Source organism: Ralstonia sp. GX3-BWBA (assembly GCF_003290055.1).
Lineage (GTDB): Bacteria > Pseudomonadota > Gammaproteobacteria > Burkholderiales > Burkholderiaceae > Ralstonia > Ralstonia holmesii.
In genome coordinates this window covers 1213190-1227659 of record NZ_QMKS01000009.1, presented here as the reverse complement: position 1 = coordinate 1227659, position 14470 = coordinate 1213190, and the positions used below count along the sequence as shown (strand labels likewise).

15 protein-coding genes are annotated in these 14470 nt (G+C 63.0%); 3 read left to right on the top strand and 12 right to left on the bottom strand.

Annotated elements, in window-relative coordinates; translation table 11 throughout:
- Positions 1 to 13: 13 nt before the first annotated feature.
- The 3 genes from mutM (at position 14) to mutY (ending at position 4371) form a co-directional block, all read left to right on the top strand.
- Positions 14 to 889: a bifunctional DNA-formamidopyrimidine glycosylase/DNA-(apurinic or apyrimidinic site) lyase gene (gene mutM / locus DOD19_RS13340; RefSeq protein WP_112185949.1), complete on the top strand. Its 876-nt coding sequence runs from the start codon at positions 14 to 16 to the stop codon at positions 887 to 889.
- Between the two features lie 286 nt (positions 890 to 1175).
- On the top strand, positions 1176 to 3119 hold the full coding sequence (locus tag DOD19_RS13335; RefSeq protein WP_112185947.1) for a dynamin-like GTPase family protein: 1944 nt from the start codon (positions 1176 to 1178) through the stop codon (positions 3117 to 3119).
- Between the two features lie 103 nt (positions 3120 to 3222).
- Positions 3223 to 4371 carry an A/G-specific adenine glycosylase gene (mutY, locus tag DOD19_RS13330; protein ID WP_112185945.1) on the top strand — a complete coding sequence of 383 codons (1149 nt, stop codon included), beginning with the start codon at positions 3223 to 3225 and terminating at the stop codon, positions 4369 to 4371.
- A gap of 30 nt (positions 4372 to 4401) precedes the next feature.
- Here mutY and DOD19_RS13325 read toward each other — a convergent pair whose 3' ends face one another.
- The 12 genes from DOD19_RS13325 to DOD19_RS13270 all read right to left on the bottom strand — a co-directional run bounded on the left by DOD19_RS13325 (position 4402) and on the right by DOD19_RS13270 (position 14231).
- Positions 4402 to 5055 (bottom strand): LON peptidase substrate-binding domain-containing protein, encoded by a 654-nt coding sequence (locus DOD19_RS13325; RefSeq protein WP_024976718.1) that lies wholly within the window; start codon positions 5053 to 5055, stop codon positions 4402 to 4404.
- A 101-nt stretch (positions 5056 to 5156) separates the two neighbouring features.
- The gene (gene rapZ / locus DOD19_RS13320; protein ID WP_024976717.1) at positions 5157 to 6050 is read right to left on the bottom strand and encodes an RNase adapter RapZ; all 894 of its coding nucleotides are present in this window, start codon (positions 6048 to 6050) and stop codon (positions 5157 to 5159) included.
- A gap of 93 nt (positions 6051 to 6143) precedes the next feature.
- Complete coding sequence (locus tag DOD19_RS13315; RefSeq protein ID WP_112185943.1) at positions 6144 to 6485, bottom strand: PsiF family protein; 342 nt, start codon at positions 6483 to 6485, stop codon at positions 6144 to 6146.
- 185 nt (positions 6486 to 6670) lie between these two features.
- Entirely contained in the window at positions 6671 to 7645 is a 975-nt protein-coding gene (hprK, locus tag DOD19_RS13310) for an HPr(Ser) kinase/phosphatase (RefSeq protein WP_004633393.1), read from the bottom strand.
- A gap of 73 nt (positions 7646 to 7718) precedes the next feature.
- Positions 7719 to 8174 (bottom strand): PTS IIA-like nitrogen regulatory protein PtsN, encoded by a 456-nt coding sequence (gene ptsN / locus DOD19_RS13305; RefSeq protein ID WP_024976715.1) that lies wholly within the window; start codon positions 8172 to 8174, stop codon positions 7719 to 7721.
- A gap of 346 nt (positions 8175 to 8520) precedes the next feature.
- On the bottom strand, positions 8521 to 8874 hold the full coding sequence (gene raiA, locus DOD19_RS13300) for a ribosome-associated translation inhibitor RaiA (RefSeq protein WP_024976714.1): 354 nt from the start codon (positions 8872 to 8874) through the stop codon (positions 8521 to 8523).
- Positions 8875 to 8924: 50 nt separating this feature from the next.
- Entirely contained in the window at positions 8925 to 10436 is a 1512-nt protein-coding gene (locus tag DOD19_RS13295; RefSeq protein WP_024976713.1) for an RNA polymerase factor sigma-54, read from the bottom strand.
- A 96-nt stretch (positions 10437 to 10532) separates the two neighbouring features.
- Positions 10533 to 11321 carry an LPS export ABC transporter ATP-binding protein gene (lptB, locus tag DOD19_RS13290; RefSeq protein ID WP_004633384.1) on the bottom strand — a complete coding sequence of 263 codons (789 nt, stop codon included), beginning with the start codon at positions 11319 to 11321 and terminating at the stop codon, positions 10533 to 10535.
- A 30-nt stretch (positions 11322 to 11351) separates the two neighbouring features.
- Positions 11352 to 11939 (bottom strand): lipopolysaccharide transport periplasmic protein LptA, encoded by a 588-nt coding sequence (lptA, locus tag DOD19_RS13285; RefSeq protein WP_112185941.1) that lies wholly within the window; start codon positions 11937 to 11939, stop codon positions 11352 to 11354.
- Between the two features lie 58 nt (positions 11940 to 11997).
- A complete protein-coding gene (gene lptC, locus DOD19_RS13280) occupies positions 11998 to 12630 on the bottom strand; it encodes an LPS export ABC transporter periplasmic protein LptC (protein ID WP_024976711.1) in 633 nt (210 codons plus the stop codon).
- Positions 12631 to 12634: 4 nt separating this feature from the next.
- Positions 12635 to 13231: an HAD family hydrolase gene (locus tag DOD19_RS13275; RefSeq protein ID WP_112185939.1), complete on the bottom strand. Its 597-nt coding sequence runs from the start codon at positions 13229 to 13231 to the stop codon at positions 12635 to 12637.
- A gap of 16 nt (positions 13232 to 13247) precedes the next feature.
- Positions 13248 to 14231, bottom strand: a complete 984-nt coding sequence (locus tag DOD19_RS13270; protein WP_112185937.1) for a KpsF/GutQ family sugar-phosphate isomerase — start codon at positions 14229 to 14231, stop codon at positions 13248 to 13250.
- Between the last annotated feature and the right edge of the window lie 239 nt (positions 14232 to 14470).

The window sequence follows — 14470 nt, the reverse complement described above, 5'->3', positions numbered from 1 at the left end:
GGATGGAGGTTCGATGCCTGAGTTGCCGGAGGTCGAGGTCACTCGCCTGGGTTTGCTACCGCATATTACGGGGCGACGTATCGTGCGCGCCGTGGTGCGCCATCACAGCTTGCGCTGGCCCATCGATCCGGCGTTGCCGGAGTTGCTCGCGGGCTTGACTGTCACGCGCTTGCTGCGCCGGGGCAAATACCTGCTCATCGAATGCATGCCCGCGGTGGAGCAATCCGGCCGCCGCGCCGGCACCGCGGGCGGCTGGTTGCTCATCCATCTTGGTATGACGGGCACCTTGCGTGTGCTGGAGGTGCCCGTGCCGCCCGGCCCACACGATCACGTCGATATCGAACTCGCCGATGCAACCGGCGTATCCATCACACTGCGCTATCGAGACCCGCGCCGCTTTGGTGCCGTGCTCTGGCACGCTGGGGACGAAGCCGGGTTGGCCGAACACCCGCTGCTGCGCAATCTCGGCATTGAGCCGTTCGACGCGCGATTCGACGGCGACTGGATGTTCGCCCGCACGCGCGGGCGCCGGGTTGCCATCAAGTCGGCGCTGTTGGCCGGCGACATCGTGGTCGGTGTGGGCAATATCTATTGTTCGGAGAGCTTGTTTCGCGCCGGTATCCGGCCGACCACTGCGGCGGGCCGCATCAGCCGGTCACGCTATGCGGTGCTCGCCGAGGCCATTCGCGCTACGCTGGCCGATGCCATCGCGCGTGGCGGCAGCACGCTGCGCGACTTTGTCGGGTCAGACGGACAAAGCGGCTACTTCCAGCTCGAAGCCTTCGTGTACGACCGCGCTGGTCTGCCGTGCCGAGTGTGCGGCACGCCAATCCGGCAGATCGTGCAGGGGCAGCGCTCCACTTTCTACTGTCCGACCTGCCAGCGCTGATCGGTCTGCCAAGGGCATCGAAAGCCGCCTGAAAACGTGGCGCTGGAGCGATCTGGCCGCCATTTCGCAAGGTTTTTGAAGTGGGGTGTCCGGCCGCCGATGGCATCCCGCAACACTTGACTGCCCGGGCTGGGGAACCTTGTGGAAAGTTCGCCCGGAAGCTGGCGGTTCGCTGTATCGTTCCACCTAAATTTGTGCATTTCTGTGCCGTAATTGGGCGGAACAGCAATGTCGAGGGGCGCGCGCATTTTTCGCGGTCGGGTCGCGCACACAATAAGACAGAACGATGAACAACACACTGAGCACACAGTTCGAGCAGTACAGCGCCTGGCGCGCTTCGGTACTGCAGTCGGTGGGGGAATTCCAGGACTGGCTGCAAGCCCAGGAGCTGTACGACGCGCAAGCTGACATGCGCGCACAGCGCATCCGCGGCGTCCTGCGCAGCGACAAGCTCAAGGTCGCCTTTATTGCCGAGTTCTCGCGCGGCAAGAGTGAGCTGATCAACGCCATCTTCTTTGCGGACTTTGGCCGCCGCATCCTGCCATCGTCGGCGGGCCGGACCACGATGTGTCCGACCGAGCTGATGTACGACGAAAGCTATCCGCCGTCGATCCGCCTGCTGCCGATCGAGACGCGTCTGCATGACGCATCGACGGCCGATTTTCGCGATGCGGGCAGCCACTGGCTGTCGGTGCCGCTCGATCCGTCGTCGCCCGAGGGCATGCTCGAAGCATTCCGCCACGTGGTGGAAACCGTGCGCGTGCCCAAGGAAGAAGCCGAGCAGTTGGGTCTCTATAACGACGCCGATCCTGACGCCGCGTTCTCGGTGGATGCCGCCGGCACGGTCGAAGTGTCGAAGTGGCGTCACGCGATCATCAATTTCCCGCACCCGATGCTCAAGCAGGGACTGGTGATCCTGGATACGCCGGGCCTGAACGCCATCGGTACCGAGCCGGAACTGACGCTGCGCCTGATTCCGGATGCGCATGTCGTCGTGTTCGTGCTGGCAGCGGATGCCGGCGTGACCAAGAGCGACCTGGAACTGTGGCGCTCGCACGTGGGCGGTGGCCAGCGCAAGGGTTGCATCGCGGTGCTCAACAAGGTCGACGGCCTGTGGGATCCGCTCAAGTCCGAAGAGGAAGTCGAGAGCGAAGTCAGCCGCCAGATCATGACGACGGCGCAGGTGCTCGATATCGATGTCGAGCGCGTGTATCCGGTGTCGGCGCAGAAGGGGCTGGTGGCCAAGGTCAGCCATGACCATGAGCTGCTGGCCAAGAGCCGGTTGCCGGAGCTGGAGTCGGTGCTATCGGATCAGTTGATTCCGCAGCGTCGCGAGATCGTGACCGAGCAGGTTCAACTGGCCGTGAAGGACATGGCCACCGGCGCGCAGCAACTGCTGCAGATGCGCCGCCGCGACATCGTCGAGCAGTTGTTCGAGCTGCGCGGCCTGCGCGGCAAGAACCACACGATGGTCAAGCACATGCTGATGCGCGTGCAGGGCGAGAAGGAAGAGTTCGAGCAGAGCATCGCCAAGTTTCAGGCGCTGCGTACGGTGTTCGGCCGGCACAGCGCAGAGATCATCAAGAGTGTGCAGCTCAAGCAGATCCGCTCGACGATGCGCGAAGCACGCGAGAAGATGAAGGAGCGCGTGTTCTCGCGCGGTCTGCGCGACGACATGGACAAGCTCTTCGGCCACCTGACGGGCCTGGTGCGCGATGCCGCTAACCGCATCGACCAACTGCACCAGATGGTGGATGGCATGTACAAGAAGTTCAACGCCGAGCACGGCTTCACGCTGTCGCCGCCGCTGCGCTTCCTGGGCACGCGCTACGACGCCGATCTGAAAGAGACGCTGATGCTCGCGCACAACCACTTTGGCGCGTTCAGCTTCCTGACGCGTCCGAAGCCGCAACTCGTGCACGGCGCATTCTCGACGGTGGCCAGCCGCGTGTTGGATACCTTCCAGGACATGAACCGCGACATCGAGATCTGGCTGAAGTCGGTCATGACGCCGCTCGAAGCGCAGGTGCGCGATCATCAGAAGCAACTGCGCAAGCGCGTCGATTCGATCGAGCGCATTCATGAGGCGACCGATACGCTGGAAGCGCGCATCACCGAACTCGAAGCGCTGCTCAATACGCTGGATAAGCGCAGCGGCACGATCGCCCAATACACCGATCGCATTCTCGCGGCCGGAACGATTCTGGAGCGGCAGTCGTTCGCGGCTTGACGCATAGCGTTGTTCATGGAGAAAGCGCCTGTGGGCGCTTTTTTCGTTCTGGTAGGATCGCCGCCAGCGCGCATCTTCGGCTCGCCGTTTCCTCATCACACGCATGACCGCCACCCCTCGCCGCACGCGCCGCGCCGCGCAACCTGCTGCCGTATTGCCTTCGCTCCCCGATGATTTTGCCGTGCGCGTCATCGCATGGCAGCAGCGTCATGGCCGCCACCATTTGCCGTGGCAGAACACTGGCGACGCGTATCGCACGTGGCTGTCAGAGATCATGCTGCAGCAGACGCAGGTGAGCGCGGTGCTGGGCTACTACGCACGCTTCATCGAGCGCTTCCCCACCGTGCAGGCGCTGGCCGCTGCGCCTGCAGACGATGTGATGGCTGCGTGGGCCGGTCTCGGTTACTACACGCGTGCGCGAAACCTCCATCGCTGCGCGCAGATCGTGGTGGCGGAGCACGACGGCATCTTCCCGCGCGATCCCGACGTGTTGGCGACGCTGCCGGGCATCGGCCGCTCGACCGCGGCGGCCATCGCAGCGTTTTCGTACGGCGTGCGCGCGGCCATTCTGGACGGCAACGTCAAGCGCGTGTTTGCGCGTGTGTTTGGCATCGATGGCTTTCCTGGCGACAAGCGCGTGGAAGACACGATGTGGCGCATCGCCGAAGCCGTGCTGCCGCCGGCCGAAGGCATTCAGCCGTACACACAGGGTTTGATGGACCTGGGGGCCACCGTTTGCACGCGCGGCAAACCGGCATGCCTGACCGGCGAACGGCCCTGTCCGCTCGAATCGCTATGCGAAGCGCGCAGTACTGATCGCGTGATGGAACTGCCCGTGCCGCGTCCGCGCAAGACGATACCCGAGCGTGCCGCGACACTTGTTATCGCCCTACACGCCGACGCGGTCCTGCTGCAGCGTCGTCCGCAACGCGGCATCTGGGGTGGGTTGTGGTCTTTGCCGCTGGTGGGCGAGATGGACGACGTGCTCGACGCGCATCCGTTGGAGGTGGGCACCGTGCGTCGTGCCGCGCAGGCATATGGCGCGGTCTCGACCGTGGAAATGGCTGGCGCGCTCACGCACACCTTCACGCATTTCCGCCTGCATATGCACTTGCTGCGCGCGGAGATCGCCACACCCGACGCGCTCAATGACGACTGGCGTTGGGTACCGCTCGCGCAACTCAATTCAGTGGGATTGCCTGCGCCGGTGAAGTTGGCGCTGGAGACGCTGGTGCAGCCAAGTCTGATCTAGCCAGACTGATCTGGCTCGGCTGAAGCAGCATCACAGAATGTGATGCTGCTTCATGTAGCGATGGACGATCTCGATGCGCATGCCGGCGTCCATCAGTTCCATCAGCTTCTGCTTGGCCTTGAGCGGCACCGGCAGCAGTTCGCACAATCGATTCGCGACCCAGCTCGGGCTGGACCACTCATAGGGTTCCGCCATCGGGACGTTGCCATCTTCGCGTGATCCGAGTGTGGTGATGATGCGGCGCAGGGCACCCACGCAATCGTCGAAAAGTTCGCCCTTGCAGTCTTCCACGTCTGCGCCGATGGGCTCGACCGTGCCGCGCATGAGGCCGTCGGGCGTAGTCTCGAACGACAGCACCTTGAAGCGCTGCGTGCCGCGCACCTTGATCATCAGCAGGCCGAGCTGCTCCATGTCGCACTCGACGATGTGGGCGATGCAGCCCACGTCGACCGGTACGGTCGTGCCGTCTGTGGTGGCCACTTCGTTGCCGCGCTCGATCAGGCAGACGCCGAACGGCGTCTTGTCGCGCAGGCACGTGCGCACCATATCGATGTAGCGGGCTTCGAAAATGCGCAGCGGGAGAAGGCCGCCGGGAAACAGCACCGTATGCAACGGAAACAGCGACAGCTCGGTGGGCAGCGGCGGCAGCGGCGAGAACGGTGAGAGAGCGATGTCTTCTTGCATGGACGGACTTTGAGCAGGCGGCAAGATTTTCGCGTGGTGCCGCGCAAGAAGCCGCATCCAAATGAGGCTGGCCGGCGCGCGGGCTGTGTCTGGCGCGCGGTTCAGCCGTCTACGGCCAATTCGCGGTGGCGGACCAACACATTACCATGCGCGCGAAAGTACGTGGCAAGCCGTTCCGCGATGTACACGGAACGATGCTGGCCGCCCGTGCAGCCGATCGCGACGGTCAGGTAGCTGCGGTTGTCGGCGATGAAACTCGGCAGCCACTTTTCCACGTAGGCGCGAATGTCCTCTGCCATCGCAAGCACCATCGGCTGGCTTTGCAGGAAATCGATGACGGGCTGGTCGCGCCCGGTGAGTGGGCGCAGTTGCGTGTCGTAGTAAGGGTTGGGCAGCGAACGCACGTCGAAGACGAGATCAGCATCGGTCGGCACGCCATGCTTGAAGCCGAACGATTCGAACATCAACGTGATGTCATGCGGCTCGTCGCTGATGAACTCTTTGATGTACGCGCGCAGGGCGTTCGTGCGCAGCGTGCTGGTGTCGATGCGATGCGCCGGATCGGCCAGCGGGCTGAGCAGCTCGCGCTCCATTTCGATCGCTTCGATGAGCGAGGTGTCGAGGCCCTTGGCAGCCGCCTGCACATTGGCGGCGGTATCAGGGCGGCCGTTACGGATCGACAGCGGATGCCGACGGCGCGTCTCGGAATAGCGCTGCACCAGCGCGTTCGTACTCGCTGTCAGGAACAGCATGCGCACGTCGTGTTCCTTGCGCAGCACGGTGACCGTCTCAGGCACCTTGCGCAGCGATTCACGGCTGCGGATGTCAGTGGCCACACCCAGATGCGTATAACCCTGGTCCGACAGATAGCGCGCCAGTTCGGGGATGAACTGCGCGGGCAGGTTGTCGACGCAATAGTATCCTGCGTCTTCGAGCACGTTCAGGGCGACCGATTTCCCTGAACCCGACATACCGGTGATGAGAATGATCCGCATGCCGCGAGGATAGCATCCCTGTATTGCAAAGCAGCGACCAGTAAAAAAGGCGACCGATCTGGCCGCCTTTTTTAAACGAAGCTAAAGGGATGCTCAGCCCTTCGAGAGGCACTCCTTCTGGGCGTTCTTGTAGGCGTCACCCTTCTTGCCCTTGTTGGCCTTGGAGCAGGCGGCCATCTTTTCCTGCTGCGTCATCGGTTTGGCGGCGGCAGCCGGCTTGTCAGAGAGGCAGCCTTTCATGAAAGCCTTGCGCTCGTCGCCCTTCTTGCCGGCGGCGTCCATGTTGCATTGCTTCATCTTTTCTTGCTGCGAATTCTTGGCTGCCGGAGCGGCAGCAGGTGCGGCCGGCGCAGCTGCCGGTGCGCTGCCTTGGGCGAAAGCCTGGCCGGCCAGGAATGGGAGCGCCAGGGCGCAAGCGGCAATCAGTTGTTTCATCGTCGTGTTCTCCTTGGGTACCGTCAGAAGAGCGGGCGAAGACAGCCACCGCGCTCGCGATGAACGCCGCCGCGTGCGTGCTCGGCGCATTCCCTCCCACAACGGAGAGGCCGCATGTCGGGTTGACGTTTCGCACCAAAAACTAGGGTAAACCGGCCCGACGGCGAAACTTTGTGGCGACTTTGTTAAAGCAGGCGACCCTGAGGCGAGTGCGAGGCGGCTTCGGCCTGCATGGCGGCGCGCTGGCGGTCCATGAAGTCGCGCAACGTATCGATGCCGCGCAGGCGCAGGATCGTGTTGCGTACGGCGGCTTCGACCAGCACGGCCAAGTTGCGGCCGGCAGCCACCTGGATCTTCACCATGTGGATAGGCAAACCGAGCACATCGAGGTACTGCGAATCGAGCGGCAGGCGCTCGAACTCGCCATCGTTGCGGCGCACGAGCTGGACGATCAGCTTGATCTTCATCTTCCGGCGCACAGCCGTCTCACCGAAGATCGTCTTGATGTCGAGCAGGCCCAGACCGCGCACTTCCAGCAGATTCTGCAGCAGCGGCGGGCAGCGGCCTTCAATGAAATCCGGCCCTAGGCGCACGAAATCGACTGCGTCATCGGCCACCAGACCGTGACCGCGCGAGATCAGCTCCAGGCCCAGTTCGCTTTTGCCCAGGCCCGAATCGCCCATGATCAGCACGCCCATGCCGAGAATGTCGAGAAATACCCCGTGCATCGTCACGCGCGGCGCAGAGATGCGCGACAGATACAAACGCAGATGATCAATGACCGCGGCCGACGAAATCGGTGACGTGAACAGCGGCGTGGACGAGCGGGTGCAGCGCAGCTCCAGGTCCGGCGGCGGATCCACGCCATCGGCCACGACCAGAAAGGGCGGCTCCAGCAGGATCAGCTCGCCCATCTGGCGCTTGCGGTTTTCTTCCGATAGGCGCTGGTAGTAGGTGATCTCGGGTTTGCCGAGCACCTGGATGCGATTCGGGTGGATGAGGTTCAAGTGCCCGACCAGGTCCGCCGCAGATGTCGCTTCCTTGGCGAAATCCACGTCGAACGCGCGGTCCGCGCCCTCCAGGCCGGCGACCCACGACAGCTTCAGATCGGCTGCGTTGTCGTCAAAGATCGATTGGGCGATGACGCCGGTCAGTTCCATAGCAGGGCACAGTGGTGCCGACGGGGCATAGCGCGCTCGCAATCGGTTGCGCTTGCCACCGATTGCGCTGCGATCAGGGCCGCCACTCGGTCAGTAGCTGGTGAATCGCCTCGGGCGACGGCAGGGTGGCGAGGCCTTCGCGCATGTCACGGTCGGACAGCAGTTGGGCGATTTCAGAGAGGATTTCCAGATGCTGCTGGGTGGCCTGTTCGGGTACCAGCAGAAAGATCAGCAGCGAGACTGGTTTGCCGTCCGGTGACTCAAAAGGCACCGGCTCGGACAGACGCATGAATGCAGCCAGCGGTTGCTTGAGCCCCTTAATACGGCCATGCGGAATGGCCACGCCGGCTCCCAGGCCTGTGGAGCCAAGCGACTCGCGCGCAAACAGGTTGTCGGTGACGACTGCGCGCGTCATGCCGTGGTTGTTCTCGAACAGCAGGCCAGCCTGTTCAAATACCCGCTTTTTGCTGGTTACGCTGACGTCGAGGGCGATGTTCCCGGGCGGCAGCAGTTTGGCCAAGCGATTCATGTGCAATGCGTGAAATGAGCGGCATCCTTCTGCACCAAGATGGCGCGCGGACAATGAGATCATTATAGACCACGTGTCGCGCGGCTTTGTGCGGCGCACCAGCGGTGCACCACGCAGGGCAGAGAAGCGAATCCCCCAGGGCTGCAATCAGCCGGTGCCGGCAATGTGTGCACGGCATCGACCCTGTTTTTGCCAGCATCGCGTCAAAAGCCGCGCCACGCCAGCATTCATACTTTCGTCAGATTTTAGCCCGACTTAAATCCGTTGCAATCGGATTCGTCACGAATGCACCACGGCATAAAAAAACCGCGCCAACTCGGGGCGCGGTTTTTGCGGTGCCGTCCTGCTATTGCTGCATCTGCACGGCCTGGAGGGCTTGGTGCTTCATGCTGTCACGGTCGTGCCCCTGCACGCGGTCCTTGTACTTGATCACTTGCCTGTCCAGTTTATCGACGAGTAGGTCGATGGCCGCATAAAGATCTTCATGGTGTGATTCGACGAAGACATCCTTACCCTTGAGGTGCAGGTTGATTTCCGCGTACTGACGCCGATCCTTCTCCTTGTGGTTATCGACCGATAGCAACACGCTGACGCCAATCACCTGATCGAAGTGCCTGATCACACGCTCCAGTTTCGTTTCCACGTACTCACGCAAAGCGGGCGTGATGTCCAGGTGGTGTCCACTGAGTTTGAAGTTCATAGCGGTTCTCCTTCTCAAGATGAGCCGCACCGGAACTGCCCGCGATGCGGCTATAAAGACTTGCGCAAATTCACTGCAGGGATCTTGAGGGCTTCGCGGTATTTGGCCACCGTCCGACGGGCCACCACGAATCCTTGTTCGCCTAACAGCTCGGCAATTCTGCTATCGGACAGAGGATTCTTCGGGTCTTCGGCTCCTACAAGTTGCTTGATGAGCGCGCGTATCGCGGTGGATGACGCGGCCCCGCCGGTTTCCGTCGATACATGGCTGCCGAAGAAGTACTTCAACTCGAACGTCCCCATCGGGGTCGCCATGTATTTGTTGGTTGTCACACGGGAGATCGTGGACTCGTGTAGACCCAGTGTATCGGCTATTTCCCGCAAAACCAAGGGGCGCATGGCGATTTCGCCGTGCGTGAAGAAGCTCTTTTGACGCTCGACAATGGCTTGCGAGACACGCAGGATCGTATCGAAGCGCTGCTGAATGTTCTTGATCAGCCAACGGGCTTCCTGCAGCTTCTGCTGCAGATTGGCGGCGCCCGATTCACCGCGGCTGCTGCGCAGGATCTGCGCGTACATGTCGTTGATGCGCAGGCGCGGCATGACGTCGGGGTTCAGTTGCGCCATCCAGCCTGCGCTTGTCTTGCGCACGATCACGTCAGGCACCACGAAATCAGCTTCCGCGCGGCCGAATGCATGACCCGGGAACGGCGCCAGTGAACGAATCAGCTCATGCGCTGCCTTCAATGCTGGTTCGTCGACGGACAGTGCCTTCTTCAGACGCGTGTAGTCGCGCGCGGCCAGCAGTTCGAGATGCTGATTGACGATGATGAGCGCCAGCGCTTTCGCAGGCGAATCGAGCCGGTGCAATTGCAGTGACAGGCACTCGGCGGCTGAGCGCGCGCCGACACCGGGCGGATCAAAGCTCTGCAGCATGCGCAGCGCGGCTTGCAGTTCGTCCAGTTCGACTTCGAGTTCGGCGGGCAGATCCGCGAGGATTTCGTCGAGCGTGCCCGAGAGATAACCTTCGTCGTCGAGCGATTCGATCAGAAAGATGACGAGGCCTTTGTCGAGCATCGACAGCTTGAGCGGCGCGAGTTGTTCCATAAGGAATTCGCGCAGGCTTTGTTCGGCTTCGCGCAACTGCAGCGGGGCGCGGTCGTCTTCGTCGGATTGCGGTTTGCGGGCGAAGTCGTCAAGGCTCCAGTCGGAGCGGTCGGAGCCGTAATCGCTGTCGAAATCGGCGCCGCTGTCGTGACCGTTCTCGTAGCTGCTGTCCGAGCTGTCGCTGCTGTCGGCACCGTTGGGTGCGGGCGGGGGCGATTCGGTGGGCAGGGGCGTGGCGGTGTTGCTTTGCAGCGCGTTGACGGAACCGTCTGAGCCAATGCGAGCGGACGTGTCAAGCCACTCGTTTTCCCGCTCCAGCAGCGGGTTTTCGGTCAGGGCCTGCTCAACTTCTTGTTGCAGTTCGATGGTCGACAGCTGCAGCAGCCTGATCGATTGCTGCAACTGCGGCGTGAGCGCGAGATGCTGAGAGAGACGGAGCTGGAGCGACTGTTTCATGCGGGCTATTCTATGCCCAACACTCGGTCGATGGAACGGATTTTGCTTTAAGGTGCGGCTTTGCCACGTCCTTAAGGCGTAGGCGTGCGGTGTGGCTTACATCCGGAAGTTATCGCCCAGATACACCTTGCGTACATCCTCGTTCTCGATGATCTGTTCCGGCATGCCCGCAGCCAGCACGGTGCCTTCGCTGATGATATAGGCGTGATCGCAGATGCCCAGCGTTTCTCGCACGTTGTGATCGGTGATCAGCACGCCGATATTGCGGTCTTTCAGGAAGCTGACGATGCGTTGAATCTCGCCCACCGCGATCGGATCGACGCCGGCAAACGGTTCATCGAGCAGGATGAAGCGCGGCGATGAGGCCAGCGCGCGGGCAATCTCCACGCGGCGGCGTTCACCACCCGATAGGGACAGCGCAGGGTTGTCGCGCAGGTGGGCGATCTGCAAGTCGTCGAGCAGGCCGTCAAGGCGGCGGTTGACTTCGTCTTGCGAGAGCTTCTTGCCGTTCTGTTCCTGCAGCTCGAGCACCGCGCGGATGTTTTCCTGCACGTTGAGCTTGCGGAACACCGACGCTTCCTGCGGCAGATACGACAGGCCCATGCGCGCACGCTGGTGGATCGGCAGGCGGCTGATGTGTTCGCCGTCGAGCACGATGTCGCCGGCGTCCAGCGCCACCAGGCCGACGATCATGTAGAAAGAGGTCGTCTTGCCCGCGCCGTTGGGGCCGAGCAGGCCGACCACCTCGCCACTTTTCACGTCAAGCGACACGTCCTTGACCACCGTGCGCGTGCCGTAGCGCTTCTTCAGATGGCGGACGACCAGCGTGCTGGACGTCGTGGCCTGCGGCGCTGCAGTTTTGGGGGCGAGGGTGGTGGCAGACATAAGCGAAACAGAAAAGACAGGCAGTACAGATCAGGGCTTGGCGGCCGGGGTAGATGCCGGCGCGGCAGGTGTGCTTGTGCGCGGTGCGAGAACGGCGCGCACGCGGCCCGACGGATTGGCGGAGGTGGCGTTTTCCGCGCCGCCCGAGGCCGTGTAGAACTCCTTCTGTCCATCGTACGTGATGACCGCGCCGCGGATCTCGTCGAGCTGCGTCGCGCCTTGCAGGCGCTCCATGCGTGCGCGGGTGATCAGCTTGGAAATCTCTTGCTTGCCGTCGTATTCGATGCGCTCGCCCCAACCCTGGATGTATTCGTCGACGTTGTCCCGCTTCTGGCGAATGAAGGCGAGATTGCCGGGCTTGGATGTGGCGACGGCGTAGTTGTAGCCCTCGGGATCGGTCCGCAGATCGGCCTCGTCGGAGCGCAGCACCATGGTGCCCTTGGTCAGCACTACGTTGCCGGTCAAGTGATAGACCTGCTTCAGATCGTCGTAGCTGGCGTTGTCGGCCTCGAGCACGAGCGGCTTGTCGCGGTCGGCGCGCTCGGCGTGCGCGGGCAGGGCCGGTAACAGCAGCGCAGCGACGATGGCGAGGCCGGCAGCACGGAGGGAGTCAGTCATGGGGATCACGTCGGAGAAGGGCGCGGTCGGTGGGCGTTGTCAGGTTCGGGGGCAGAGTTTACTGCTTCGGCGCCCCCAGCCCTTCGATTCGGCCGCGCACGTTGCCCAGCAATTGTACTTGGCGCGTCACGTTGTTGAAGGTGAGGCCGTTGGCGTTCATGATCGACGGCCCTCGGTGCAGCTCGACCGGCTTGTCGGTACGCACGATGTCGTCGTTGAGCAGCACTTGGAAGTACGTCGAATCGGCCGTCATCAGCGGGTCCTGGCGGGCGTCGGGGCCCTGCGCGCGGATGACCTTGGCGTTGTTGTACAGATCAACGATGGTGCCGTCGCCGTTCATCTTGCCAAGGTCTGCACGGGCGGTGACCTGCGGGCGATCGGGCGCATAAACGCGCAGTGCGGGATACGTGACGTCGTAGGTCAGGTCGTCCTCATAGTGATTCATGTGGACGCCGGTGAAGCGGTATTTGGTCGTGCCGGTCTCGTCCAGGGCAGTGGCCGAGATGCCGTCCATGGTGTAGTCAGCGATGTGGCGCTTGGGCTGGGTGGCGGCTTCGTCGGTTTGTGGCGTATTGACCTGCACGAGCAGGAACGTGACGCCGCAGACGATCGCCATCAGCAGGATCGGCAGCCCGCGCAGCATGACCTGCAGCACGGTGGAGACGAGGCGTTGGGAGCGTTCGCTGGCCATGGAGTCAGAAGGATTGCGGGGCCTGCAGCAGTTGCGCAAGCAGGGCGTCATAGGCGCCTTGAGCCTTGAGGATCAGGTCGGCCACTTCCCGCACGGCGCCACGTCCTCCCGTAGCCTGGGCGACGTAGTGGGCGCGGCTGCGCAGTTCGGCATGGGCCTGGGCGGGGCAGGCGGTAAAGCCCATCATCGTCATTACCGGCAGGTCGGGCCAGTCGTCGCCCATGTAGCCGGCGTCGGTGGCCTGAAGTTGCGTGGCAGCCAGCAGGCGGGCAAATGCCTCGCGCTTGTCGGCTACGCCTTGGTACAGATGTTCGATGCCGAGTTCCCCGGCGCGCCAGGCCACGATTTCGGATTGCCGTCCGGAGATGATGGCCGTGGTGACGCCGGCCTGTGCCAGCAGCTTGATGCCGTGGCCGTCGAGCGTGTCGAACGCCTTGCTGATTTCACCCTCAGGGCCGACAAGCAGGCGGCCGTCGGTCAGCACGCCATCCACATCGAACACCATCAGACGCACGCGCGCGGCGCGTTCCATTGCCTGCGGAAAGCGTGCGTCGATGTTGCTGTGGACGCTGTCGGTGGGAAATGGGGCCGGAGTGATCATCAGTGGCGTGGGCGGGTCAGATGACCTTGGCCCGCGTCAGGTCGTGGATGTGCAGCGCGCCGACCAGCAGGCCGGCGGCATCGACCACCAGCAACTGGTTGATGCGGTGCGTTTCCATGACTTCGACGGCTTCAACGGCGAGCTGGTCGGGGCCGACCGAGCGCGGGTTGCTGTGCATGACCTCGTGGATGGGCACGGTGCGCCAGTCGCGCGGGGTTTCGAGCAGGCGGCGCAGGTCGCCGTCGGTGAACACGCCCACGGCGCGGCCTTGGGCATCGACCACGGCGGTCATCGCCATGCCCTTGCGGGTGATTTCCATCAGCGCCTGCGACAGCGACGTGTCTTGGTCCACGCGGGGGATGGCGTCGCCGGCGCGCATGACGTCACGCACGTGCGTCAGCAGCTTGCGGCCGAGCGATCCGCCCGGATGCGAGCGTGCGAAGTCTTCTGCACCGAAGCCGCGTGCGTCGAGCACGGCCACGGCCAGCGCATCGCCCAGCGCGATCTGCGCGGTGGTGCTGGCGGTGGGAGCAAGGTTCAGCGGGCAGGCTTCGACATCGACATGCGAGTTGAGCACCACGTCGGCGTGCTTGCCGAGCGAGGACTCCGGGTTGCCCGTGATGGCGATCAGCTTGGCGCCCATCCGCTTGACCAGCGGCAGGATGACGTTCAGCTCCGACACTTCGCCGGAATTGGAAAAGCCGATGAAAACGTCGTCGTGGGTGACCATGCCGAGATCGCCATGGCTGGCTTCGGCCGGGTGCACGAAGAAGGCCGGCGTGCCGGTCGAGGCCAGCGTGGCGGCAATCTTGCGCGCCACGTGGCCCGATTTGCCCATGCCGGACACGACGACACGGCCGGTGCAGCCGAGCACCATTTCGACCGCGCGCGCAAAGTCGGCGGACACCTGGGTTTTGAGACCGAGTACGGCTTGCGCTTCGATGTCGAAGGTTTGCTGCGCCAGCGCAAGCGCTCGGTCCGGATTGAAATTCGCTATCATGGCGGCGAAGTATAACAACGATTGACACAGTCCTCGGCCGCTGGCGGCGCGTTGGGACTTGACTTGCGGGGAGTGGGCGGAGCGTGCGGGCGCTCCGTTTTGCTGCGCCGCGGCATTCGGCTTCCAAATCACTTTCTTCCCGTCGCCACGCCGTCATTTTTTGCTCTGCGGCGTCTCGCGTATCGCGTTCTTCGTTTATATCCTGGCATCGGTCTTGCAGCGCCTGCGTGCTCGCTTGC